Origin of the sequence: Burkholderia reimsis (assembly GCF_003294055.1) — a bacterium.
Taxonomy (GTDB): Bacteria; Pseudomonadota; Gammaproteobacteria; order Burkholderiales; family Burkholderiaceae; genus Burkholderia; species Burkholderia cepacia.
Map to the genome: position 1 here is coordinate 278,332 of NZ_QMFZ01000001.1, position 23,831 is coordinate 302,162.

16 protein-coding genes and 1 pseudogene are annotated in these 23,831 nt (G+C 67.6%); 11 read left to right on the plus strand and 6 right to left on the minus strand.

Features of this window, described 5'->3' with window-relative positions:
- Positions 1–14: 14 nt before the first annotated feature.
- Complete coding sequence (locus DPV79_RS01225; RefSeq protein ID WP_113044710.1) at positions 15–2,120, minus strand: TonB-dependent siderophore receptor; 2,106 nt, start codon at positions 2,118–2,120, stop codon at positions 15–17.
- Between the two features lie 355 nt (positions 2,121–2,475).
- Positions 2,476–3,177 carry a FadR/GntR family transcriptional regulator gene (locus DPV79_RS01230; RefSeq protein ID WP_059492907.1) on the minus strand — a complete coding sequence of 234 codons (702 nt, stop codon included), beginning with the start codon at positions 3,175–3,177 and terminating at the stop codon, positions 2,476–2,478.
- A 233-nt stretch (positions 3,178–3,410) separates the two neighbouring features.
- Here DPV79_RS01230 and DPV79_RS01235 point away from each other — a divergent pair, with 233 nt between their 5' ends.
- Genes DPV79_RS01235 through DPV79_RS01270 form a run of 8 tightly spaced genes read left to right on the plus strand, consistent with a single transcriptional unit; the run spans position 3,411 to position 12,639 of the window.
- On the plus strand, positions 3,411–4,955 hold the full coding sequence (locus DPV79_RS01235; protein ID WP_048027418.1) for a sugar ABC transporter ATP-binding protein: 1,545 nt from the start codon (positions 3,411–3,413) through the stop codon (positions 4,953–4,955).
- Positions 4,948–5,979: an ABC transporter permease gene (locus tag DPV79_RS01240; protein WP_011549867.1), complete on the plus strand. Its 1,032-nt coding sequence runs from the start codon at positions 4,948–4,950 to the stop codon at positions 5,977–5,979. The genes DPV79_RS01235 and DPV79_RS01240 overlap by 8 nt, the downstream gene beginning before the upstream one ends.
- 42 nt (positions 5,980–6,021) lie before the next feature.
- A complete protein-coding gene (locus DPV79_RS01245) occupies positions 6,022–6,969 on the plus strand; it encodes an ABC transporter substrate-binding protein (RefSeq protein ID WP_113044553.1) in 948 nt (315 codons plus the stop codon).
- A gap of 36 nt (positions 6,970–7,005) precedes the next feature.
- The gene (locus tag DPV79_RS01250; protein ID WP_113044554.1) at positions 7,006–8,022 is read left to right on the plus strand and encodes an aldo/keto reductase; all 1,017 of its coding nucleotides are present in this window, start codon (positions 7,006–7,008) and stop codon (positions 8,020–8,022) included.
- Entirely contained in the window at positions 8,019–8,894 is an 876-nt protein-coding gene (locus tag DPV79_RS01255) for an amidohydrolase family protein (RefSeq protein WP_113044555.1), read from the plus strand. The genes DPV79_RS01250 and DPV79_RS01255 overlap by 4 nt, the downstream gene beginning before the upstream one ends.
- A gap of 22 nt (positions 8,895–8,916) precedes the next feature.
- Positions 8,917–9,927 carry a zinc-binding alcohol dehydrogenase family protein gene (locus DPV79_RS01260; protein ID WP_113044556.1) on the plus strand — a complete coding sequence of 337 codons (1,011 nt, stop codon included), beginning with the start codon at positions 8,917–8,919 and terminating at the stop codon, positions 9,925–9,927.
- A 31-nt stretch (positions 9,928–9,958) separates the two neighbouring features.
- The gene (locus DPV79_RS01265) at positions 9,959–11,119 is read left to right on the plus strand and encodes a mannitol dehydrogenase family protein (RefSeq protein ID WP_113044557.1); all 1,161 of its coding nucleotides are present in this window, start codon (positions 9,959–9,961) and stop codon (positions 11,117–11,119) included.
- Positions 11,116–12,639, plus strand: coding sequence for a UxaA family hydrolase (locus DPV79_RS01270; RefSeq protein ID WP_113044558.1), 1,524 nt, complete (start codon positions 11,116–11,118; stop codon positions 12,637–12,639). Before DPV79_RS01265 ends, DPV79_RS01270 begins: the two co-directional genes overlap by 4 nt.
- A gap of 227 nt (positions 12,640–12,866) precedes the next feature.
- Here DPV79_RS01270 and DPV79_RS01275 read toward each other — a convergent pair whose 3' ends face one another.
- Entirely contained in the window at positions 12,867–14,453 is a 1,587-nt protein-coding gene (locus tag DPV79_RS01275; RefSeq protein ID WP_113044559.1) for a methyl-accepting chemotaxis protein, read from the minus strand.
- 398 nt (positions 14,454–14,851) lie between these two features.
- Here DPV79_RS01275 and DPV79_RS01280 point away from each other — a divergent pair.
- Positions 14,852–15,825 (plus strand): annotated as a pseudogene (locus DPV79_RS01280) (methyl-accepting chemotaxis protein); the annotation flags it as partial.
- 178 nt (positions 15,826–16,003) lie between these two features.
- Here the strand turns inward: DPV79_RS01280 and DPV79_RS01285 are convergent.
- The 3 genes from DPV79_RS01285 to DPV79_RS01295 form a co-directional block, all read right to left on the minus strand.
- Positions 16,004–17,182, minus strand: coding sequence for a fumarylacetoacetate hydrolase family protein (locus DPV79_RS01285; RefSeq protein WP_113044560.1), 1,179 nt, complete (start codon positions 17,180–17,182; stop codon positions 16,004–16,006).
- Between the two features lie 32 nt (positions 17,183–17,214).
- Entirely contained in the window at positions 17,215–18,996 is a 1,782-nt protein-coding gene (locus DPV79_RS01290; RefSeq protein WP_113044561.1) for an IlvD/Edd family dehydratase, read from the minus strand.
- A gap of 179 nt (positions 18,997–19,175) precedes the next feature.
- Positions 19,176–20,213, minus strand: a complete 1,038-nt coding sequence (locus DPV79_RS01295) for a LacI family DNA-binding transcriptional regulator (protein ID WP_174392705.1) — start codon at positions 20,211–20,213, stop codon at positions 19,176–19,178.
- 296 nt (positions 20,214–20,509) lie between these two features.
- Here DPV79_RS01295 and DPV79_RS01300 point away from each other — a divergent pair, with 296 nt between their 5' ends.
- Both DPV79_RS01300 and DPV79_RS01305 read left to right on the plus strand, forming a co-directional pair.
- The gene (locus DPV79_RS01300) at positions 20,510–21,856 is read left to right on the plus strand and encodes an MFS transporter (RefSeq protein ID WP_113044562.1); all 1,347 of its coding nucleotides are present in this window, start codon (positions 20,510–20,512) and stop codon (positions 21,854–21,856) included.
- Positions 21,857–22,467: 611 nt separating this feature from the next.
- A complete protein-coding gene (locus DPV79_RS01305) occupies positions 22,468–23,799 on the plus strand; it encodes a DUF4832 domain-containing protein (RefSeq protein ID WP_165843474.1) in 1,332 nt (443 codons plus the stop codon).
- Positions 23,800–23,831: the final 32 nt, after the last annotated feature.

The following is a 23,831-nucleotide window of genomic DNA, read 5'->3' on the forward strand; positions in this document are numbered from 1 at the left end:
CCGGCCAACCCCCGCTAGAACGTATAGGCGAGCGACGCGAACAGGCTGCGCGGCGCGCCCGGCGTGACCCACAGGCTGTTGTAGGAGCTGACGTAGGTGGTGCGATTGAACAGGTTGTTCAGCACGACCGACGCACGCAGGTGCTTGTTGACCTGCACATAGCCGTTCAGCTGCACGGTCGCATAGGCCGGCAGCTCGAACCCGTCCTGCGTGTTCGCGGTATTGCCGGCCCGGCGCCCGACGTAGATCAGGCCGGCGCCGGCACCGGCCTTGTCCGCGAACGGTACCGCGGTTTCGTACAGGAGCAGCGCGCTGCCGCTCAGGCGCGGAATGTCGACGAGGCGTGCGCCGGGTGTCAGCACCGCGTCGTGCGTGACTTCGGCGTCGACATACGCAAGGTTGACGAGGCCGCGCACGCCGTGGCCGAGATCGCCGTTCCATTCGAATTCGACGCCGCGGCTGCGCACCTCGCCGGCCGCGCGCGAGAAGCCGGCGTTCGCCGGATCGGCGGTCAGCACGTTGCGCTTGGTCACGTAGAACGCCGCGACGGTCGCGAGCCAGCGCGCGCCGGCCCATTTCGCGCCGGCTTCGTAGCCGTGCCCTTTCTCCGGATCGAACGCGCGGCCGTCGACGTCGGCGCCGTTGTTCGGCCGGAACGAATACGCGGTGTTCGCATAGAGCGACAGGGCGGGGCTCATCTCGTACACGATGCCGATGCGCGGACTCAACGCGGTCTGCACCTGGCTGCTCGTCGTGCCTTTCAGGCGGTTCTCGACCGACTGGTGGAAGCGATCCCAGCGCAGCCCGGCGAGGATTTTCCAGTGCGGCCCGAACGCGAGCGTGTCCTGCGCGTAGAGCCCCTGGCCGTCGTCGCGCTCGAGCAGGTTGGTCGCGGTGCGCGGCGTGGGCGCCGGCTGGCCGTAGACGGGATCGAAGATGTCGATCGCATACGGCGCGGCGGCCGTGGGCGTCGAGCGCGCGACGAACTGGTCGTAGTTGAAGCGGTACGCATCGACACCCAGCACGAGCGTGTGGCCGATGCCGCCGGTTCGGAACTTGCCGGCCGTTTCGATGCGGCCCTGCAGGTCGTTCGAATGAAACGCGACTTGCCGGTAGCGGCGCCACAGCGTGCGGCCGTCCGGCTGCAGCGCGAATGCCTCGGACGAGCGGCCGGACAGGTCGGTGGTGCGCTGCGCGAACCCGGCGTTGACCGACCAGTTCGCATCGACGCGATGCTCGAGCGTGAACTGATGGCCCGTATTGCGCACGTCGTAGTCGCCGTCGCGCGGCTCGCCGAGGAAGCGCGATGCCGGAATCGCACCGAGCTGCCCGCCCACCGCGACCACGCCGCGATCGAGCGGCGCGCGCTGGCGCGCACTCTCGAATTCGTAATGAAGCGTCGTGTCGGCGCCGATGTCCCACGTGAACGACGGCGCGAACAGGTAGCGTTTGCTCGACACCGTATCGCGGAAGCTGCCGTTGTTCTCGTTCATCGCGACGAAGCGGTACGCGAGCGATTTCGTGACGGGGCCCGTCGAATCGAGTGTCTGGCGCAACGCGCCGTAGCTGCCGGCCGACACGCCGATGGTGTTCGCGCGAGCGAACTGCGGCTGCTTCGTCGTATAGCTGATGATCCCGCCCGGATCGCCGCGGCCGTAAAGCGCGGACGCCGGCCCCTTGAGCACTTCCATGCGCTCGAGGTTGACGGTGTCGCGCGGCACGCTCATCCCGCGATTCCACGAAAAGCCGTTGACCAGGTAGTCGGTGCCGGACGTGTTGCCGTCGCCGGCGAAGCCGCGCACCGCGTAGTTGTCCCAAAGACCGCCGAAGTTGTTCTGCCGCGCGACGCCCGCGACCCAGTCGTACAGGTCCTCGCCGCGCGTCGCCGCGACCGTGCGCACGAGTTTCGCATCGACGCTGCTGACCGCGAACGGGATCTTCATCACGTCCGCCTCGCCGCGCGTCGCGCTCGTCGAGTCACGTGTGCGAAACGGCGCGCTCGCGCGCTGCCCCGAGATCTCGATGGTGGGCAGCGTCGCCTCCTGCGCGTCGGCCGTGCCCACGCCGGTCGCGCCGACGACGATGGCCATCGGTGCGGCCGCCCAGTTCCTCCTGCTCATACCTCTCCCTTTCGTGTCGTTCGCGTTCGGGCACGGCGGGCGGCCTTGCGCCGACATCGGTGTTCCAAACAGTACATTTGCGCGGCAATTTAATGCAAATGAGAGGCATTTGCAATCGTAATTTTGAGGATTGGTACGGGGAGCGAAACGGTGGGGCGCACGGATGCGAGCGAGGGGATGGGTGGGTTTCCCGAAATGCCGAACGGCGGGGAAACAAACCATGGCGTGGTGAAGGCCGGATAGCGCTTTCGTCACGCCTGCGCGAGAAATATGAGTGAAATTGCAGGGGGCACGGCGCCACGCGATGCACGACACCGCGCTCGCCGACGCGCGCCGGCGCCCGTGCGTGTTCAGCTCAATCCGGATCGGCTTTCAGCCCACCCTCGATCCACCGCGCTTCCGACGCGCGAAGATGCGCGCGAATGGCCGTCTGCGCCGCGATCGGATCGCCGGCCTGCAACGCGAGCAGCACGTCCTCGTGTTCGCGCACCGCGGCGGTCCACGTCTGCGGATTCTCCGCATGGCCGCGCATCGCGGCCGCGATCGGGTCATGGCGGCTGTCGAACAGCTCGCCGACGAAGCGGGTGAGCACCGAGTTGCCGGCGGCTTCCGCGATCAGCATGTGGAACTGCCGGTCGGCTTCGACCGGGGATTTGCCGGCCTCCGCGAGCCGCTTCATGCGCTGAACGGTGCGGCGCAGCCGCTCGAGCATCGCGGCCGTCATCCGCGCGGCGGCCAGGGCCGCGACGCTGCCTTCGACGGCCGCGCGGGCCTGCATCAATTCCGACGGACTGTCGCCGAGCGTGGCCATCGGGCCGACAGCGTCGGCGGCCGTATCGCGCACATACACGCCGGAGCCCATCCGGATCTCGATCTGCCCGCCGATTTCCAGCGCGATCAGCGCCTCGCGAAGCGACGGCCGCGACACGCCGAGCGTCAGCGCCAGCTCGCGCTCGGGCGGCAGCCGCTCGCCGACCGCGAATTCGCCCTGGCGAATCAACGCGACGATCTGGGCCGCGACCGATTGGTAAAGCCGCTTGGGTTCTGTCGATTTCATCCGAGTGATAGGGATCAATGCGCTTCGGGCGCAAGCGCGTGTCGCGGAGTCTATCACGCCGGACGCATCGCCCCGTGCAGCGGCGCGTTCATCCGGACGTCCGGGTTTTCACTATTGGTAAGATCAGATGTAAATAATTAAATTGGCTTGACCAAAATGGGTTTGATTGCTGTAATTCATCCAAATTGGACTGACCGGTTAGTGCCGAGGTCGATCCATCCCCAGGAGACGCAATGGCAATGCCTCGCAATCTGCCCGGTCAGGCCGCGCAGGACGAACCGGACCGGGAGATCCTGCGCCTGGACGGGATTCGCAAGCGCTTCCCCGGCGTCCTCGCGCTCGACGGGATTCGCCTCGACCTGCGCCGCGGCGAGGTGCATGCGGTGTGCGGCGAGAACGGCGCGGGCAAATCGACGCTGATGAAGATCATCAGCGGCCAGTACCTGCCCGACGACGGCGTCGTTCACTATCGCGGCGCGCCGGTGCGGTTTCATTCGGCCTCCGAAGCGCAGGCGGCCGGCATCTCGATCATTCATCAGGAGCTCAATCTCGTCCCGCACCTGAGCGTGGCGGAGAACCTGTTCCTCGCGCGCGAGCCGCGGCGCGGGCCGTTCGTCGATACGAAACGCATGAACGCGGAGGCGGCGCGCTGCATCGCGCGCATCGGCCTGAACGTCGCGCCGACGACGAAGGTCGGCGTGCTGTCCATCGCGCAGCAGCAGATGGTCGAGATCGCGAAGGCGCTGTCGCACGATGCGCGCGTGCTGATCATGGACGAACCCACGTCGTCGCTGACCGAAACGGAAACGGTGCAGCTGTTTCGCATCATCGAGGAACTGCGCGCCGACGGCGTGGCGATCCTGTATATCTCGCACCGGCTCGACGAAATGGCGCAGATCGTCGATCGCGTGACGGTGCTGCGCGACGGGCGCCACATCTCGACGGACGCTTTCGCCGACGTGAGCATCGACGACATCGTCGCGCGCATGGTCGGACGCACGCTCGACGACGCCTATCCGTCGCGGCAATCGGTGCCGACCGACGAGGTGCTGCTCGACGTGCGGGACCTGCGGCGCGACGGTGTGTTCGGGCCGGTGTCGTTCGCGCTGCGCCGCGGCGAGATCCTCGGTTTCGCGGGCTTGATGGGCGCCGGGCGCACCGAGATCGCCCGCGCGATCTTCGGCGCGGATCGCCCCGACGGCGGCACGATCGCGCTGCACGGCCGGCCCGTGACGATCCGCTCGCCGCGCGAGGCGATCCGGCACGGCATCGCGTATCTGTCGGAGGATCGCAAGAAGGAGGGGCTCGCGCTGCCGATGCCCGTCGCGGCGAACCTCACGCTCGCGAACGTGCGCGGCATCACGTCACGCTTCGGATTCCTGCGCTTCGACGACGAACTCGACGTCGCGCGCCGCTACGTGCAGGACCTCGCGATTCGCACGCCGTCCGTGCACCAGCGCGTCCGAAACCTGTCCGGCGGCAACCAGCAGAAGGTCGTCATCGGCAAATGGCTGTACCGCGGCTCGAAGATCCTGTTCTTCGACGAGCCGACGCGCGGCATCGACGTCGGCGCGAAATTCGCGATCTACGGGCTGATGGACCGGCTCGCCGCCGACGGCGTCGGCGTGGTGCTGATCAGTTCGGAACTGCCCGAACTGCTGGGCATGACCGACCGGATCGCCGTTTTTCACGAAGGTCGATTGACCGCATTTCTCGATACGAAACACACCAGTCAGGAGGAGATCATGCACTACGCGTCGGGGCGTTCCCATGCTTGAAATGACATCCGATCGAAGCCAGGCCGACGAACGGGCGGCGCGACAGCGGCGGCGCGACCTGATCCAGAAGTTCGCGGCGCTGGGCAGCCTCGTCGTGCTCGTGTTCGCGTTCTCGATCTCGAGCGCGGCGTTCTTCTCGGTCGACAACCTGATGACCGTCGGCCTGCAGGTCACGTCGATCGCCTATCTGGGCGTGGCCGCCACCTGCGTGATCATCACGGGCGGCATCGACCTGTCGGTCGGCTCGGTGCTCGCGCTGGCCGGCGTGTGCGCGGCGCTGCTGGTCAAGGCCGGCGTGCCGGTGCCCGCCGCGATGGCGGCCGGCATCCTGGTCGGCGCGCTGTGCGGGCTCGTCAACGGCATCTGCGTGACGCAGATGGGCCTGCCGCCGTTCATCGCGACGCTCGGCATGATGCTCGTCGCGCGCGGCATCGCGCTGCAGATCACCGGCGCGCGGCCGGTATCGGATCTCGGCGACGCGTTCGGCGCGCTCGGCAACGGCGCGCTGCTGCGGATCTCGCGCATCGGCGCGGACGGGTTCCCCGACACGACCTTTCCCGGCATTCCGTATCCGGTCGTGATCATGGTCGTGCTGTTCGTCGTGGTGTCCGTGCTGCTGTCGAGAACGTCGCTCGGCCGCCATATCTATGCGGTCGGGTCGAACGCGGAAGCCGCCCGGCTGTCGGGCGTGAACGTGCAGGGCGTGAAGCTGTTCACCTACGTGCTGTCCGGCGCGCTCGCGGGCGTGACCGGCTGCGTGCTGATGTCGCGGCTCGTCACCGGGCAGCCGAACGAAGGCGTGATGTACGAGCTCGACGCGATCGCCAGTTCGGTCATCGGCGGCACGTCGCTGATGGGCGGCGTCGGCACGATCTCCGGCACGGCGATCGGCGCGTTCGTGATCGGCGTGCTGCGCAACGGCCTGAACATGAACGGCGTGTCGAGCTTCATCCAGCAGATCATCATCGGCGTCGTGATCCTCGGCACGGTGTGGATCGACCAGTTGCGCAATCGCCGGCCCTGACCGGCAGCAAGCAGTCCCTACCAACGAGAAGCGGAGCGAGACATGAACAAATCCATCCTGCTGGCGGCATCGGCGTGCGTGTTCGCGGTGTGCAGCAGCGGCGCGTATGCGGCGGGCGGCGAGATCGCCGTGATCGTCAAGACGGTCAATTCGAACTACTGGCAGAACGTGCAGAAGGGCGCGAAGGCGGCGCTCGACGGCGCCAAGGGTTACACGATGACGTTCCAGGGCCCGGCGGCCGAGTCCGACATCAGCGGGCAGGTCAACATGGTCGACAACGCGGTCACGCGTCACGTGGCGGGCATCGTGCTCGCGCCGTCCGATCCCGATGCGCTCGTGCCCGCGATCAGGAAGGCGTGGGAAGCGCACATTCCCGTCGTGCTGATCGACTCGGCGATCGCGGACGCGGGCAAGCCGTACTACCAGGCGTTCCTGTCGACCGACAACGAGAAGGCGGGCGCGCTGTGCGCGAAAGCGCTGATCGACCGCGTCGGGCAGTCGGGCAAGATCGCGATCATGTCGTACGTGCCGGGCGCGGGCTCCGAGGTCAGCCGCGTCGGCGGGTTCCGCAAGTACATCGAGAGCCATTCGAAGCTGCAGGTCGTCGGCCCGTACTACTCGCAATCGCAAATGGCGACCGCGCTGAACCAGACGACCGACGTGCTGTCGGCGAACCCTGACCTGAAGGGCATCTTCGGCGCGAACGAGCCGACCGCGGTCGGCATGGGCCGTGCGCTGAAGCAGTCGGGCAAGGCGGGCAAGGTGGTGGCGATCGGGTTCGACGGCAACGAGGACCTGCAGGGCTTCGTGCGCGACGGCACCGTGCAGGCGATCGCCGTGCAGGGCTCGTGGCAGATGGGGAACCAGGGCGTGCGCACGGCGCTCGACGTGATCGAGCGCAAGCCCGCGCCGAAGCTGATCGATACCGGCGTCGTGATGGTCGACAAGCAGAACCTCGATTCGCAGGCAGCGAAGAATGTCCTGTACTGATCACCCGTGCCGCTTGCACGCATCGAGTTACCACTCATGAACGCAAACGATACGCGCACCTTGCCGCGCAGCGGGCTGACGGTGTCCGCGCTCGGTCTCGGCTGCTCGCAGCTCGGCGGCCTTTATCGGCCGATGTCGGCAGCCGACGCCGCCGCGCTTGTCGACGCCGCGTGGGCGGCCGGCCTGCGCTACTTCGACACCGCGCCGTATTACGGCTACACGCTGTCCGAGCGGCGGGTGGGCGCGGGGCTCGCCCCGCGCGAGCGCCGCGCGTTCACGCTCAGCACGAAGGTCGGGCGGCTGATGCGCGCCGACGCGAGCGTGCGGCCGGGCGACGACGGCTGGGCCGAGCCGCTGCCGTTCCGGCCCGTCTACGACTACAGCTACGACGGCATCATGCGCTCGCACGACGACAGCCGGCAACGGCTCGGGCTCGCGCGGATCGACATGCTGTACGTGCACGACATCGGCGCGATGACGCACGGCGATCGTCACGCGCACTACTGGGAACAGTTGACGCGCGGCGGCGGGTTTCGCGCGCTGGATGCGTTGCGCGCCAGCGGCGAGATCGGCGCGTTCGGTCTCGGCGTGAACGAATGGGAAGTCGCGGCCGACGCGCTGAACGAAGCGGCGCTCGATGCGGTGCTGCTGGCCGGCCGCTACACGCTGCTCGAACAGACGGCGCTCGAGCCGCTGCTCGACGTGTGCGCCCGTGACGGGACGGCGATCGTGATCGGCGGCGTGTTCAATTCCGGCCTGCTCGCCGGCAACGGCAAGTTCAACTATGCGGACGCGAGCGCCGACGTGATCGACAAGGCCACGCGGCTCGGCGCGCTGTGCAACCGCTTCGACGTGCCGCTTCCCGCCGCCGCATTGCAGTTTCCGTTCGGTCATCCAGCCGTCGTATCGTGCGTGGTCGGCGCGCGCAGCGTGGCGCAGTTGAAGCAGAACATCGACTGGTTCGAGCGTCCCGCGCCGGCCGAACTGTGGGATGCGCTGCGCGACGAAGGGTTGATCGCGGCGCACGCGCCGGTTCCGGGAGCCCACGCATGACCATGCGCATCGACGCCCATCAGCACTACTGGCGCATCGACGCACGGGCCGGCAGTTGGCCGCCGGCCGAACTCGATGCGATTCACCGGGATTTCGGCCTGGCCGATCTCGCGCCGCTGCTCGACGCCGCGCGCATCGACACCACCGTCCTCGTGCAATCGCTGCCGAGCGAAGCGGACACGCGCTTTCTGCTCGATCTCGCGGACGAAACGCCGAGCGTCGGCGCGGTGGTCGGCTGGGTCGACCTGAAGGCCGACGACGCACCGGCGCGGATCGCGGCGTTTGCGTCCGCGCCAAAGGCGCGCGGCTTGCGACCGATGCTGCAGGATCTGCCCGACGACGCGTGGATCGACGATCCGCGGCTGGATCGCGCGGTCGCCGCGATGCTCGAGCACGGGCTGCGTTTTGATGCACTGGTGATGCCGCGCCATCTCGATGCGCTGCATGCATTCGCGCGACGCCATCCGGATCTGCCGATCGTGATCGACCATGGCGCGAAGCCGTTCATCGAGCGCGGCGAATGGCAGCCGTGGCTGTCGGCGATGGGCCGGCTTGCGCGCCTGCCGAACCTTCATTGCAAGCTGTCCGGCCTCTGGACCGAAGCAGGGCCGTCGGCTGGTCCCGACGCCGTGCGCGCGCGCACGCGGCCGTACGTCCACGCGCTGGCCGAGCTGTTCGGGCCGACGCGCCTGATGTGGGGCAGCGACTGGCCGGTGCTGCGGCTGGCGTCGGCGTGCGGCGGTTACGGCGAATGGCTGGCCGCGTGCGAGGACGATTGCGCGCGGTTGCTCGGCGCCGCGGCGCTGGACGGCCTCTTCGGCGGCAACGCACACCGCTTCTACCGGATCGACACCGCACGCCACGACGAATGAACCAGAACGAAAGGAACCCGACATGCTCAGCGTGATTTGCGAATCCCCCGGCGTGCTGCGCGTGCAGCAGCGCGAACTGCCCGTACGCGGCAGCGGCGAAGTACTGTTGCGCGTGCAACGGGTCGGCATTTGCGGCACCGACCTGCATATCTTCACCGGCAACCAGCCGTACCTCGACTATCCGCGCGTGATGGGGCATGAGCTTTCGGCGGTCGTCGTCGAGGCGGAACCCGAGTCGGGGCTCGGCGTCGGCGACGCGGTGTACGTGATGCCGTATCTGTCGTGCGGGCACTGCATCGCCTGTCGGCACGGCAACACGAATTGCTGCGTGAACATCAAGGTGCTCGGCGTGCATCGCGACGGCGCGCTCGCCGAATACCTGAGCGTGCCCGCGCAGTTCGTGCACAAGGCCGACGGCATTTCGCTCGACCAGGCGGCGATGCTGGAATTCCTCGCGATCGGTGCGCATGCGGTGCGGCGCGCGGACGTCCGCGCCGGGCAGCGGGCGCTGGTCGTCGGCGCCGGGCCGATCGGCATGGCCGCGATGATCTTCGCGAAGCTGCGTGGCGCCGATGTCACATGCCTCGACACGCGGGCGGATCGACTGGCGTTTTGCCGGCAACATCTGACGGTCGATGCGACCGTGGAGGTGGGCGCGGATGACGCGGCGCGTCTCGCGGCGTTGACGAACGGCGAGTATTTCGATGCGGTGTTCGACGCCACAGGCAACCTCGATGCGATGAATCGCGGTTTCGAATTCGTCGCGCACGGCGGCAAATACACGTTGATCTCGATCGTGCGCGGGCACGTCGCCTTTTCGGATCCCGAATTCCACAAGCGGGAAACCACGCTGCTCGCAAGCCGCAATGCGACGGCCGAGGATTTCGCGACGGTGCTCGACGCGATGCGCGGGGGGCGTATTCCGGACCGCGCGCTGAACACGCACCGGATGCGGCTCGAAGAGGTGCCGGATGCGCTGCCGCGTTTGCTCGATGCGGGGCAGACCGTCGTGAAGGCGCTCGTCGAATGCTGATCGATCGAATCCGGCACGCGGAGCGCATGCGATGACGCCGCCGATCCTGCAGTTCGGCACGAGCCGCTTCCTGCTCGCGCACGTCGACCTGTTCGTCTCGCAGGCGCTGGACGACGGCAATGCGATGGGCGGCATCGGCATCGTGCAGACGACCGGCAATCCGGCCAGCCGCGCCCGCATCGACGCGCTGCGCGCCACCGGTCGCTATCCGGTGCGGATTCGCGGGCGCGACCGCGGCGGCGTGGTCGACGAAGTCGTCGAGTGCCGCGCCGTGCAGCGCGCGTGGGGCGCCGAGCACGACTGGGCGGAGATACGCGGCGCCGCGATCGAGACCGTACGCGTCATCGTGTCGAACACCGGCGACGCAGGGTATCGCGCCGATCCACGCGACACCGTGGACCTGCTGGCCCAGCCGAAGCACGCACCGCACGGCTTTCCGGCGAAGCTGCTGGCGCTGCTGCATGCGCGCTGGCAGGTGCGGCCCGATGACGGCGTCTCCATCCTGCCTTGCGAACTGGTGACGAACAACGGCGACACGCTGCGCGACATCGTGCTGGACCTCGCGCGCCGGTGGCGGCTGCCCGACGCGTTCGCCGACTATCTGGGCAACCGCTGCGTGTGGGTCAACTCGCTCGTCGACCGCATCGTGTCCGAGCCGCTTCATCCGGTCGGCGCGATCGCGGAGCCCTACGCGCTATGGGCGATCGAGCGGCGTGCCGGCATGGCGCTGCCGTGCACGCACGCTCAGATCGTCGTCACCGACGATTTGCGCAGCCACGAGCGCCTGAAGCTGTTCTTCCTCAATCTCGGGCACAGCTGGCTCGCGGAGCAGTGGCTCGCGGCGGGGCGCGACGCATCGGAAACGGTGCTGGACGCGATGAACGACGCGCGGTTGCGCGACGGTCTCGAAGCCGTGTGGCGCGATGAAGTCGCGCCGGTATTCGTGGCGCTGGGCTTGCGCGAAACGGCGGAACGCTACGTCGACAGCGTGCGCGAGCGCTTTCTCAATCCGTTTCTCGCGCATCGCATCGCCGATATCGCGGTCAACCATCGCGAGAAGGTCGCGCGGCGGATCGAGCCGCTGCTCGCGCTCGCCGATTCGCTGGCGCTGGCGGCCGAACAACCGCGGTTGCGGCAACTCGTCGCCCGCTGCGAACCGGTGGCCGCAACGACTGGGAGAAGACCATCGTGAAGCAACCGACCATCGTGATCCTTCACGGCAACGATAACGTCGCCGTCGCACTCGATGCGCTGGCGCCGGACGTGCCGATCGACGTGCACGGCGCACCGCTGCGGCCGGCGGCCGCGATACCGGCCGGTCACAAGATCGCCACCACGCCGATCGCGCGTGGCGACGCGATCGTCAAATGCGGGCAGCCGATCGGCGTCGCGCTGCGGGACATCGCCGCGGGCGAGCACGTGCACGTGCATAACGTCGGGATGCCTGAGCGGCATGCGCACGACGACGGGCCGGCGGGCGACACGCACGACGTTCCGGCCGATCGCCGCGATACCTTCGACGGATTCGTGCGTCCCGACGGCAGCGTGGGGACGCGCAACTACGTTGGCGTGATCGCGAGCGTCAACTGTTCGGCGAGTGTCTGTCATGCGATCGCCGATGCATACCGGCACGGCGCGCTCGACGCGTTCGGCCATGTCGACGGCGTCGTCGCGATCACCCATCAGAGCGGCTGCGGCATGTCGGCGACCGGCGACGGCATCGAACTGCTGCGACGCACGCTCGTCGGCTATGCACGGAACCCGAATTTCGCCGGCGTGCTGCTCGTCGGCCTCGGTTGCGAGGTCAACCAGGTCGGCGCGCTCGCGGAGCGGCTCGACGCGGCAGCGCCGGGCACCGTGCGCACGCTGGTGATCCAGGACGAAGGCGGCGTGCGCGACACCGTGGCCAAAGGCGTGTCGATCGTGCGCGAGTTGCTGGAGGCGGCCGACGGCGCGCGTCGCAGCGCCGTGCCGGCCTCGCGGCTGACGGTCGGCCTGCAATGCGGCGGCTCCGACGGCTACTCGGGCATCACCGCGAATCCGGCGCTCGGCGCGGCCGTCGATCTGCTGGTCCGCAACGGCGGCACCGCGATTCTGTCCGAGACGCCCGAGATCTACGGCGCCGAGCATCTGCTGATCGCGCGGGCGGCGTCGCGCGACGTGGCCGAGCGTCTGCTCGGCAGGTTGCAGTGGTGGGAGCGTTACGTCGCCGACAACGGCGGCGAAATGAACAACAACCCGTCGCCCGGCAACCTTGCCGGCGGCATCACGACGATCCTCGAGAAATCGCTCGGTGCGGTGTCGAAGGGCGGCCGTTCGCCGCTGCGCGCGGTCTACGACTATGCGGAGCCGGTGCGGCAAGCGGGGCTCGTGTTCATGGATACGCCCGGTTACGACCCGGTGTCGGCCACCGGGCAGATCGCCGGCGGCGCGAATCTCGTGTGCTTCACGACGGGCCGCGGTTCGGTGTTCGGCTCGAAGCCGGTGCCGACGATCAAGATCGCGACGACGACCGGCCTGTACGAGCGGATGCAATCGGACATGGATTTCGACAGCGGCGGGATCGTCGCCGGTTCGCTCTCGGTCGGCGAAGCGGGCGAGCGGCTGTTCCGGCTGATGCTCGACGTTGCCTCCGGACGACGATCCCGCAGCGAGGACAACGGCATCGGCGAACGCGAGTTCGTGCCGTGGCTGCGCGGCGCGGTCATGTGACGCGAAAGGCGACGTGCGACCGCGTGCGCAATCGGACAGCGAAGGAGAAGCCGCGATGGAAACCCGCATGAGCGAGCCGGCGATCGGCGAAATCGGTCAGGATGGCTCACTGTCTGAACTGGAGAAGGGCTTGCTCGGCGAAGCGCTGCGCTTGCTCGCCGAGACGCGCGCACGGGCGCTCGAACTCTGTGTCGAGGTGAGCCGGCGGCAGGGCGGCGGGCGCCGACCTACGCGCCGGCCATGCGCGCGTCGAGCCGGAACAACGAGACGGCGTCGGCAAGCCGGTTTCCCTGTTCCTCGAGCGACTTCGAGGCGGCGGCCGCCTGCTCGACGAGCGCCGCATTCTGCTGGGTGACCTCGTCCATTTGCGTAATGGCGAGATTGACCTGCTCGATGCCGCGGCTCTGTTCGCTCGACGCCGCAGCGATCTCGCCCATGATGTCGGTCACGCGCGAGATCGCATGCGTGACCTCGCTCATCGTATCGCCCGCGTTGTTCGCGATATGCGAGCCGTCCTCGATTTTCCGGACCGATTGCGAGATCAGCTCGCGAATTTCCTTCGCGGCGCTCGACGAACGCTGCGCAAGACTTCTGACTTCGCTTGCCACCACCGCGAAGCCGCGGCCCTGTTCGCCGGCGCGGGCAGCCTCCACGGCCGCGTTGAGCGCGAGGATGTTGGTCTGGAACGCGATCCCTTCGATGATCCCCGTGATCTCGGCGATCTTGGCGGAGCTCGCGCTGATGTCGGTCATCGTGTCGACCATCAGGCCGACCGCCGAGCTGCCGCGCTGCGCGACCTCCGATGCGTTGTTGGCCAGGCCGCTCGCCTGTTGCGCATTGTCGGCGTTCAGGCGCACGGTGGAGGTCAGTTGCTCCATGCTCGACGCGGTTTCCTGCAACGACGCGGCCTGCTGTTCGGTGCGGGACGACAGGTCCTGGTTGCCGGACGCGATTTCGCCTGCGCCGGTCGCGACGTTGCCCGATGCGGTACGGACTTCCGAGATCAGGCGGATCAGGTTCGCCTGCATGTCGCGCATCGAAGCCAGTACGCTGCCGGCCGGCGCGGCGCCGGTCGTGGCTTCGGCGCCGAGATTGCCGGCGGCGATATGGCCGGCGATATCGCTGAGCACGGCAGGCTCCGTGCCCAGCGAGCGCAGCAGGCCGCGGGTGATGAAGAGGCCCGAGAGCGCGGCCGCGGCGGCGGCGGCGATGCAGATCGCGATCAGCATCAGGCGTCGCGAGGTATAACGGTCGTCCGATTCCTTCACCAGCTGAGCGGCCCGCGCGCGCGAGTACGTCGCATACGTGTCGGTGGCCGCGACGAGCTGGGCCAGCAGCGGTCGGCACTGTTCGTTGATCATCGTGATCGCCTGATCGCGCCGGTTGTTCGCCGCCGCGTCGACGATGGCGCGCGCCACGGGGCCGTACTGCGCCTCGACCGCCCCGATTTGCCGAACCAGTTCGCGCGCCTTGTCGGATGCGCCGCTGCCCTCGCGGACCGCATTCGTCAGTTCGCCCATCAGCGCGCCGACTTCGCGGTCGGCCTGCAGCGCCGCTTCCTTCTCGATGTCCGCGTCGCGCGGGCTGGCCGCGAGAACCTGGTTGCGGGCGGCGATCGCGCGCCGGTCGACCGCGAAGCGAATCTTGTCGGCCAGGTTCGCGCGGGCGTTGGTGCCGTTGACATAGTCGTCGAATGCCGCGTTCGCGTTGCCGAGCGAGACGATGCCGACGACGGAGACGAGCACGACCGTGCACGTAAGCAGTCCGAAAGCCATGATCAGCTTCGTGCGAACGGTTAATCGTCGATCGTTCATGGGAGGAATCCGGTTGTGGTTATCAAATAGATTTCCTGATTAACGGAATGGTGAAGGAACAGTTTAGGGCCGGCGCTGCGGGGCAATCGTTTGCGGGTTGCCTGTCGTCAAAATAAATCCGACCGCGATCCGCATTCGTCACGCCGAGCCGGAGAACGGCGCCGTTTTCGCCCGTCGCAACGGGTTTCCGCGTTCGCGCTTCGCGCGATAGCGCCGCCGTGTCGCTCTCCGCATGCATGTGCCGGCCGTGGTCCTCCCGGCATCGCACAACTTCCCGCCTCCGGTGCCGTCAAACGGATCAGGGTCGCCTTCTTCAGCGATCCCATTTCAATCACGCGGTAACGGAAACCGAAGTCATCATGCTGTCATCAATTCGCGCACGGGTACTTGCGACGTGTGTCGCCATCGTCGCGGCGGCGCTGGTCGGCGCGATGACGAACGCGGCCTTCAAGCACATCCTGATGGTGCGCGACGCGCTCACGGACGTCTCGGGCGGCAGCGGCGACCTGACGAAGCGCCTGCCGGCCGACGGCGCGGACGAAGCCGCGCAGATCGCGCGAGCGTTCAACGCGTTCGCCGAGAAGATCAGTACGATCCTGCGGTAGATCCGCGATTTCAGCACGTCCGTGAACCTCGCGAGCGCAGAGATCGCGCAGGGCAACCAGGATCTGTCGGCCCGCACCGAACACGCGGCGTCGAGCCTGCAGGAAACGGCCGCCGCGCTCGAGGAGATCGCCGGAACGGCCCGCAACCCGGCCGATGCGGCGAGCCAGGTGAACCGTCTGGCGGAATCTGCGTCGGATGTCGCGCTGCGGGGCGGCACGGTCGTGCGCGACGTCGTGTCGACGATGAACGACATCACGCAGGCGTCGGCGGAGATCGCCAACATCGTCGGCGTGATCGACGGCATCGCGTTCCAGACCAACATTCTCGCGTTGAACGCCGCCGTCGAGGCGGCCCGCGCGAACGAGCACGGCCGCGGCTTCGCGGTCGTCGCCGGCGAGGTGCGTGCGCTCGCGCAGCGCAGCGCGCAGGCCGCGTGGGAAATCAAGCAGCTGATCCACTCGTCGGTCGAGAAGATCGAGGCGGCTCCGGGCTCGTGCAGACGGCCGGTGCGACGATGGACGAAATCGTCGACGGCGTGCGCAACATCACGAGCGTGATCGCCGAAATCAGCGTCGCCGCGAAGGAGCAGAGCACGGGACTCGAGCAGGTGAATCAGGCGGTGTCGCAGCTCGACAATACGACGCGGCAGAACGTGGCGCTGGTCGAGCAATCGGCGGCTGCCGCGACGTCGCTGCGCGAGCAGGCGGCCCGGCTCGCGCAGACGGTCGGCGAGTTCAAGCTCGCGGAGCGCGCGGTGGCGGCGTGATGGTTTGATTGACGGGGCCCGAGGGCCCCGGTTTCATGCGAAGCCAGTCCGGCTGGCGCACCGGCCGACGACTGGCGGGATTTCGTTTGGATCCTGCACCGGTCCGCTGTGTGTCGCCCACGCCGTGGCTGACCGTGATCGATCGCGGGCGGGCAGGCCGGTATCGCTGCCGTTCCGCTCAGGCAAGCAGCCCGCGTGCCGCCAGATTCGCATACAGCGCACGCACGCCGAAGGTCCACGGCGCGATCTCCGTGCAAAGCCGCACGGTGTTGACGAGTGCGCCGAGCGCGGGCGTGGAGATCGTGACGCGGTCGCCGAGGTGATGTGTGAATCCGCCGCCGGGCGCGTCGCGATCCTGGATCGGCGAGAACATCGTGCCGAGGAACAGCATGAAGCCGTCCGGATACTGGTGATGCGCGCCGCAGGTCTGCGCGACGAGGTCGGTCGGGTCGCGGCTGATCTCGCGCATGTGGCTGATGCCGTCGAGTACGAAGCCGTCGTCCGCGCCTTCGACGCGCAGCGACACGCTGCATTGCCGCACGCTGTCGAGCGTGAAGCCGTCGTCGAACAGCCGCACGAACGGGCCGATCGCGCACGAGCCGTTGTTGTCCTTGCATTTGCCGAGCAGCAGCGCCGAACGGCCTTCGATGTCGCGCAGGTTCACGTCGTTGCCGAGCGTCGCGCCCACCGGCCTGCCGTCACTGGCGACCGCCAGCACGATCTCCGGTTCCGGGTTGTTCCACACCGACACGGGCAGCAGCCCCACGTCCGCGCCGAAGCCGACCGCCGACATCGGCTGCGCCTTGGAGAACACCTCCGCATCCGGGCCGATGCCCACTTCCATGTATTGCGACCATGCGCCGCGGCGTTCGAGCTCCGCCTTCAGGCGCAGCGCGGCTTCCGAGCCCGGCACAATCTTCGATAGATCGGTGCCGATGGTCGCGGCGATGGTGTCGCGAACCTCCCGCGCTTTGGCCGGATCGCCGCCCGCCTGTTCCTCGATCACGCGTTCGATCAGGCTGACCGCAAAGGTCACGCCGCACGCCTTGATCGCCTGCACGTCGCACGGCGCGAGCAGGTGCGTCGCGCCCGGCGTGCCGTCCAGCGCGGCCTGCAACAACGGCTCGACACGGCCGAGCGAATCGCCGGCAGCGGTGCGCGCGATGGCGACTGCATCGGGGCGATCGAACAGGTCGGCGGTGGTCGGCACGGTGCGCGTGATGTCGAACACTTCGCCGCCGCGCACGGCGACGACGCTCGGGCCCGCGTGGGCGCCGTCGTGTCGCCAGACGCGGCCGATCAGCAGCGCGTGGTCGAGGTCGTGCGGCAGGCAATCGGAAACGGAAGGCGTATGCATGGTCAGCTCGGCAAGAGTCGGGGGGCGGTGGGTCAGTGCGAATGGCGCGGGTTGCCGCGCTGCTCGATCACCTTCAGGTACAGCGTGGCCGGTTCGAGGCAGCCGCCGGTGGACAGCTGGCCGACGAACCGGCGATAGAGTTCCTGCCACGGCGTTTGCGCCTGCGGCACGGTGAAGCTTTCGGTTTCGCGGCGGCGCGCGAGTTCGTCCTCGTCGACGAGCACGTCGACGCTGCGGCGATTCAGGTCCACGCGCACGCGATCGTTCGTGCGCAGCAGCGCGAGGCCGCCGCCGACCGCCGCTTCCGGCGACATGTTCAGGATCGACGGGCTGGCCGATGTGCCGCTCTGGCGTCCGTCACCCATGCACGGCAGCGACGTCACGCCGCGCTTCACCAGTTCGGCGGGCGGCGCCATGTTCACGACTTCGGAACTGCCCGGGTAGCCGACCGTGCCGCAGCCGCGGATCACGAGGATGCAGCGCTCGTCGATGTTCAGCGCGGGATCGTTGATGCGCGCGTGATAGTCCTCGGGGCCGTCGAACACGATCGCGCGCGCCTCGAACGTATTCTCCGCGCCCGGCTCGGACAGGTAGGTGCGGCGGAACGCGTCGCCCACCACCGACATCTTCATGATCGCGCTGTCGAAGAAGTTGCCCGACAGCACCATGAAGCCGGCGCCATGCTTGAGCGGCGCGTCGGGCGTGCGGATCACGTCGCGGTCGGCGTCCTGCGCGGTGTCGGCGATCTCGCCGATCGCGCGGCCCGATACGGTCAGGCAGTCGCGCCGCAGCAGCCCGGCCGAATCGAGCTGGCGCAGCACCGCGGGCACGCCGCCGGCGCGGTGGAAGCTCTCGCCGAGGTAGTCGCCGGCCGGCATGCAGTTGACGAGCAGCGGCACCGATTCACCCACGCGCTGCCAGTCGTCCAGGCTCAGTTCGACGCCCATGTGGCGCGCAATCGCGATCAGGTGCGGCGGGCAGTTGGTCGATGCGCCCAGCGCGGACGCGACGACGATCGCATTCTCGAATGCCGCGCGCGTCATGATTGTCGACGGGCGCAGGTCTTCGCGAACGAGCTCGACCGCGCGCTTGCCGGTCGCGTAAGCCATCTGGCCGCGCTCGCGATAGGCGGCGGGAATGCTCGCGCAGCCGGGCAGCGACATGCCCAGCGCCTCGGCGAGGCTGTTCATCGACAGCGCGGTGCCCATGGTGTTGCAATGGCCGATCGACGGCGACGAGGCCGTAGTCAGCTGCATGAAGCCTTCGTAGTCGATCTCGCCCGCCGCGAGCAGGTTGCGCGCATGCCAGATCACCGTGCCCGAGCCGACCCGCTTGCCCTCGTGCCAGCCGTCGAGCATCGGGCCGCCCGACAGCACGATCGCGGGCATGTCGACGGTGGCGGCCGCCATCAGGCACGCGGGCGTGGTCTTGTCGCAGCCGGTCGTCAGCACCACCCCGTCCAGCGGAAAGCCGTGCAGCACTTCCACCAGCCCGAGGTACGCGAGATTGCGGTCGAGCGCGGCGGTGGGCCGGCGGCTTTGCTCGGCCAGCGGATGCACGGGGAACTCCATCGGAATGCCGCCGGCGTCGCGGATGCCCGCCTTGGTGCGTTCGGCCAGCTCGATGTGATGGCGGTTGCACGGCGCGAGGTCGCTGCCCGTCTGCGCGATGCCGATAATGGGGCGGCCCGACTGCAGTTCCTCGCGCGTCAACCCGTAGTTCATGAAGCGCTCGACATAGAGTGCCGTCATGTCCGCGTGCGCGGGGTCGTCGAACCATTCCTGGCTGCGCAGGCGGCGAGGGGTGTGTGACATGGCAGGCTGTCTCCTGAGGGGCCTTTTTCATTTTGCATGCCGGATGGTACCGGTAACATTGTTTGGATGTTAGCACGGGTTTTTTGCGCAGCGGAAGGGATTTCGTGCGCAGGTGGCGAAGGTGAGGGCAGGGGGGCGGTACGAAGCCGCGCGTCGGGATGCGTGCGGCCGTCGGCCCGTCAGGCGCTTTCCCGCGCGATGATCGTGTAGTCGATACGGATGCTTTTCGATTCGGTCCGCTCGCCGCCGTCACGCGCTTGCAGCGCCGCCAGCAACGCTTCGCCCGTGCGCAGCCCGATGCCGTACGCGTCGACCGAGACGGTCGTGATGGTCGGATGGCAGCAGGTCGCCACTTCGAAGTTCCCGAAGCCGGCCACGGCGATGTCGGCCGGCACGGCGAGCCCGCGCCGGTGACACTCCATGATCGCGCCGAACGCCGACATGTCGCTCACGCACATCACCGCGTCGGTATCCGGCCATTGCTCCAGCAGCGCGGCCATCGCCGGCCCGCCGTGGCTCATCGTGATCGGCGATTCGCCCAGCCGCACGACGCGCGGTTCGCCCAGCCCCTGCGCCTTGATCTCCGCCTGGTAGCCCTTGAGCCGGTCCAGGCCGCGGCGATCCAGTTCGCTCGCGCCGACCAGAAAACCGATGCGCCGGTAACCGCGCTCGGCCAGGTGGCGCACCATCGCACGGGCGGCGCGCACGTTCGAGAAGCCGACGGCGGTGTCGATCGGGCGCGTCGGCAGGTCCCACATCTCGACCACCGGAATCGCCGAGCGTTCCAGCACCTTGCGTGTCGCATCGGTGTGCTGCGACCCCGTCAGCGCGATGCAGCGCGGCTGGTGTCGCAGCATCGACCGCACGAGCCGTTCTTCCCGTTCGAGGTCGTAGTCGGTATCGCCGAGCAGCAGTTGCAAACCATGCGGCTCGAGCGCATCGGTCAGGCCGCGCACGGTGTCCGAGAAGTTGGAACTCGACAGCGACGGCACCAGCACCGCGACGAACTCCGAGCGCCCCGACGACAGCGCACCGGCAGCGGCATCCGCCACGTAGCCGAGCTGGTCGATGGCCTCGCAGACCCGGGCGCGCGTCTCGGCGGCCACGCTGTGGCCGGCGAGCACGCGCGACACCGTCATCTTCGATACGCCGGCGAGGCGCGCTACGTCGGACATGCGGGGCGGCCCGGCGGGCCGGACGGCGGTGGGACTGGGCATCGGAATCGCGATCGGGAGAAGGCCGGAAAGGCTACATCATACCGGTGCGGCATACCGCGCAGGCGGGGCGCGGCGTGCCCGCCGCGGTGAGAGTCGCACTAGGGAAACCACGCGTCCGGCGGCACTTGTACACGTATGTCGCCGCATGCTACCTTCGAATGTGTTACCGGTATCAGATTGCCGATCGCTCCGTCGCCTCGTCGGCTTTTTTTGGGTACCGGATGTTACCGGTAACATCGATGCGCGCAGCGCACGCGACGGTACGAAGAAGATCGACATAATCAGGAGACAGACCGATGCCATCCCTTACGCAGGCCGCTGCCGCACCGGCCGCGGCCGACTCGTCCGAAGACGCCCTTTACCGCAAGGTCATGCGGCGCATCCTGCCGTTGCTGCTGCTCTGTTACGTCGTGGCCTACCTGGACCGCGTCAACGTGGGCTTCGCGAAGCTGCAGATGCTCGACGACCTGAACCTGAGCGACGGCGTCTATGCGCTCGGCGCCAGCATCTTCTTCTGGGGCTATTTCCTGTTCGAGATGCCCAGCAACCTGCTGCTGCACCGCTACGGCGCGCGCTTCTGGATCGCGCGGATCATGATCACGTGGGGCATCGTGTCGTCGTCGATGGCGTTCATCGTGCCGCTCGCGCAGTTCTTCCACGTGCAGACGACCACGATGTTCTACACGCTGCGCTTCCTGCTGGGGCTGTGCGAAGCGGGTTTTTTCCCGGGCGTCATCCTGTACATGAACTACTGGTTCCCGGCGCGGCGCCAGAGCGTGGCGATGTCGGGCTTCCTGGTCGCGATCCCGCTGAGCCTGACGCTCGGCAGCGTGCTGTCCGGCTGGCTGATGGAGCAGACGCACGGCCTGTCGGGCATGAGCGGCTGGCAATGGATGCTGCTGCTCGAAGGGCTGCCGTCGATCGTGGTCGCGTTCATCGTGCTGGCCTGCCTCGGCGACGGCCCGCAGACGGCGAAGTGGCTGTCCGCCGACGAAAAGGCGGTGCTGTCGCGCAACCTCGAATCCGAGGCCGCGCACAAGTCGCACAGCATCGGCGCCGCGCTGCGCAGCCCGCGCGTCTGGCTGCTCACCTTCATCCTGCTGACGTTCAATACCGGTTTCTACGGGCTGGCCTTCTGGCTGCCGTCGATCATCCGCGCGTCGGGCGTGCACAGCCCGCTGCACATCGGCGTGCTGACGGCCATTCCTTACCTGACGGCGATCTTCGCGATGGTGTGGAACGCGTCGCACTCGCGCAAGACCGGCGAACGCCGCCTGCATGCGGCGATTCCCGCGCTGATCGGCGGCGTCTTCCTGATCCTGAGCGCGGCGTTCGCGCACAACGTGGCGCTGTCGATCGTATTCCTGACCATTGCCACCTGCGGCATCCTCGCGCTGATGCCGATCTACTGGACCTTTCCGGGGCAGATCCTGTCCGGCACGGCCGCGGCCGCCGGCATCGCACTGATCAACTCGGTGGGGAACCTGTCCGGCTTCACGGGCTCGATGATCACCGGCGTCGCCAAGCAGATGACCGGCAACATCAACAACGGGACTTATGCCCTGGGCGCTTGCCTGCTGGTCAGCTGCGTGTTGATCGCGTCGATTCCGCGCGATATCCTGCGGCCGCCGGTGGGGCGGTAGGGCGTTCGCGCGACGTTACGTCCGGCCGGGGCGGGGGCATCGTGCCGCCTCGGCGCCGGATGCATCACGTCGCGCGGATTGTCACGAACGGTACTTTCGCAAAAAGGTAGGATCTCGTGTGAGTTCGCTCGACCATGAGGTCCGACATGCATCCGCTTCGTTCCTGCTCGATCGCCATCTGTATTGCAGTGCTGATTACATTTGCCTGTGTTTCCGATGCGCTTGCGCAAGGAAGGCAGAGGGTGATTGAAGGCGATTCGCAGGTGATCGTCGTTGCCCGGCTACCCGCGAAGGCGACATTGAACGGTGCAACCGGTCAGTGGACCGTGACGGGGGAACTGTTCAATCCCGATAGCGGCTTCTACGCGAACGTGGCACAGAAACAGATCGGGCCGCACAATCCGCCGTGCGCCGATTGCGCACCCGATCTCGGTTTCCAGTACACGAAGTCCGACGCGGCGCCGTTGCCCGGCTCGCCGGTCAACCTCTACGGGCGCGTTTCGTGGCATACGCTTGAACCGGTCGAGGGACGCTACGATTTTTCGACCATCGATCACGTGCTCGAACCGTGCACGTCTTCGGCGCCGTCGGCGCCGTGCCTCGCGCGTGGCATGACGTTCGGCTTTCGCGTGATGGCGCTCAATCCGCAACACAATCTCGATACCAGCGTCAGCACGGGTACCGACGGTTTTCCCGTATATAGCGACTCGCCGGCGTACCTGCTGAGGGACAGCGACGGCAAAACGCACGGCTGGCTTTTGCCGCTCGATCCGGGCGATGTCACGCAAGGTCACTACTTCATTCCCGACTGGAACGATCCCTTCGTTGTCCAGCGCATCGACGCACTTCTGAAGGCACTGGGGCATCGCTATGACGACGATCCGCGCATCGGCCCCATCGATATCGGTCTTTACGGAAGCTGGGGCGAATGGCATACCGCGGGCCTGCCCGATACCGCCGGCTACAAGTACGGCAGGATTCCCTATGATGCGACCGACACCAACTTCGCGATCAATCAGGCGGCCTATCTCGCCAACCATGGCGTACCGGGCGCCTATCAGGCCGGCAGCGAAGCATCGAAGGAAGCGATTATCCGGGCACACGTGCGTGCGTTCCCGAACAAGCAACTCGTCATGCTGACCGACGACGCGGGCAGCCTGTGCACCGCGATGCGCATTCACACGGACCATCTGCCGATCGGGCTGCGTCGCGACAGCCTGGGTTCGTATACCGGGTGGGCCGCGCAATTCCCGCCGCATTCGAGTTGCACGTCGCCGGATGGACAGGACCTCGTTGCAGAACGCTGGAAGCGCGCGCCCTTCATCACCGAGCCGTTCGGCAACGGCAGTTCGCCCACGTTCCCCTGCCAGACGTTCGAGACGGACCCCGCGACGGGGCAGCTGGCCATGCTAGAGGAAGTGCCGCAATACCATGTCGCGACGATCAAGAACGCGAGCTATTGCACCGGCACGTGGTCGGCGCTCACGCCGGCCGAACAGGGCGCCGTATGGACTGCGGGACTCACGGCAGGGTATCGCTACGCGCCCGTAAAAATCACGCTGTCGGGCGGCGAAGCGGGAGCGGGGCGTCGCAAGCTCGTGGTGAAGACGGAATGGAGCAACGCGGGCGTCGCGCCGACCTATACGCATTGGCGCGTCGAATTTCGTTTGCGCCCGGCGATGACCGAACAGGCCATGCTCTGGAGCCGGGCATCGGCCCGCATGCCCTCCGCCGTCGATCTGCGCAAGGTGCTGCCCGGCAGCGGATACACGTTTGACGATGCGTTCGAACTGCCTCGCGACATGCCTACGGGAGCGTACGAACTGGACGTCCGTGTGGTCGACGAAAATCGCTACCTCGAGCCGATGCAACTCGCCCTGACGGGGCGAACGGAGGACGGCTTTTATGCGTTGGGGACGGTGAAGATTTCTCAATCGAGATGAAGCGGGTGCGGGAAGGGTGCGCGAGCGAGGCG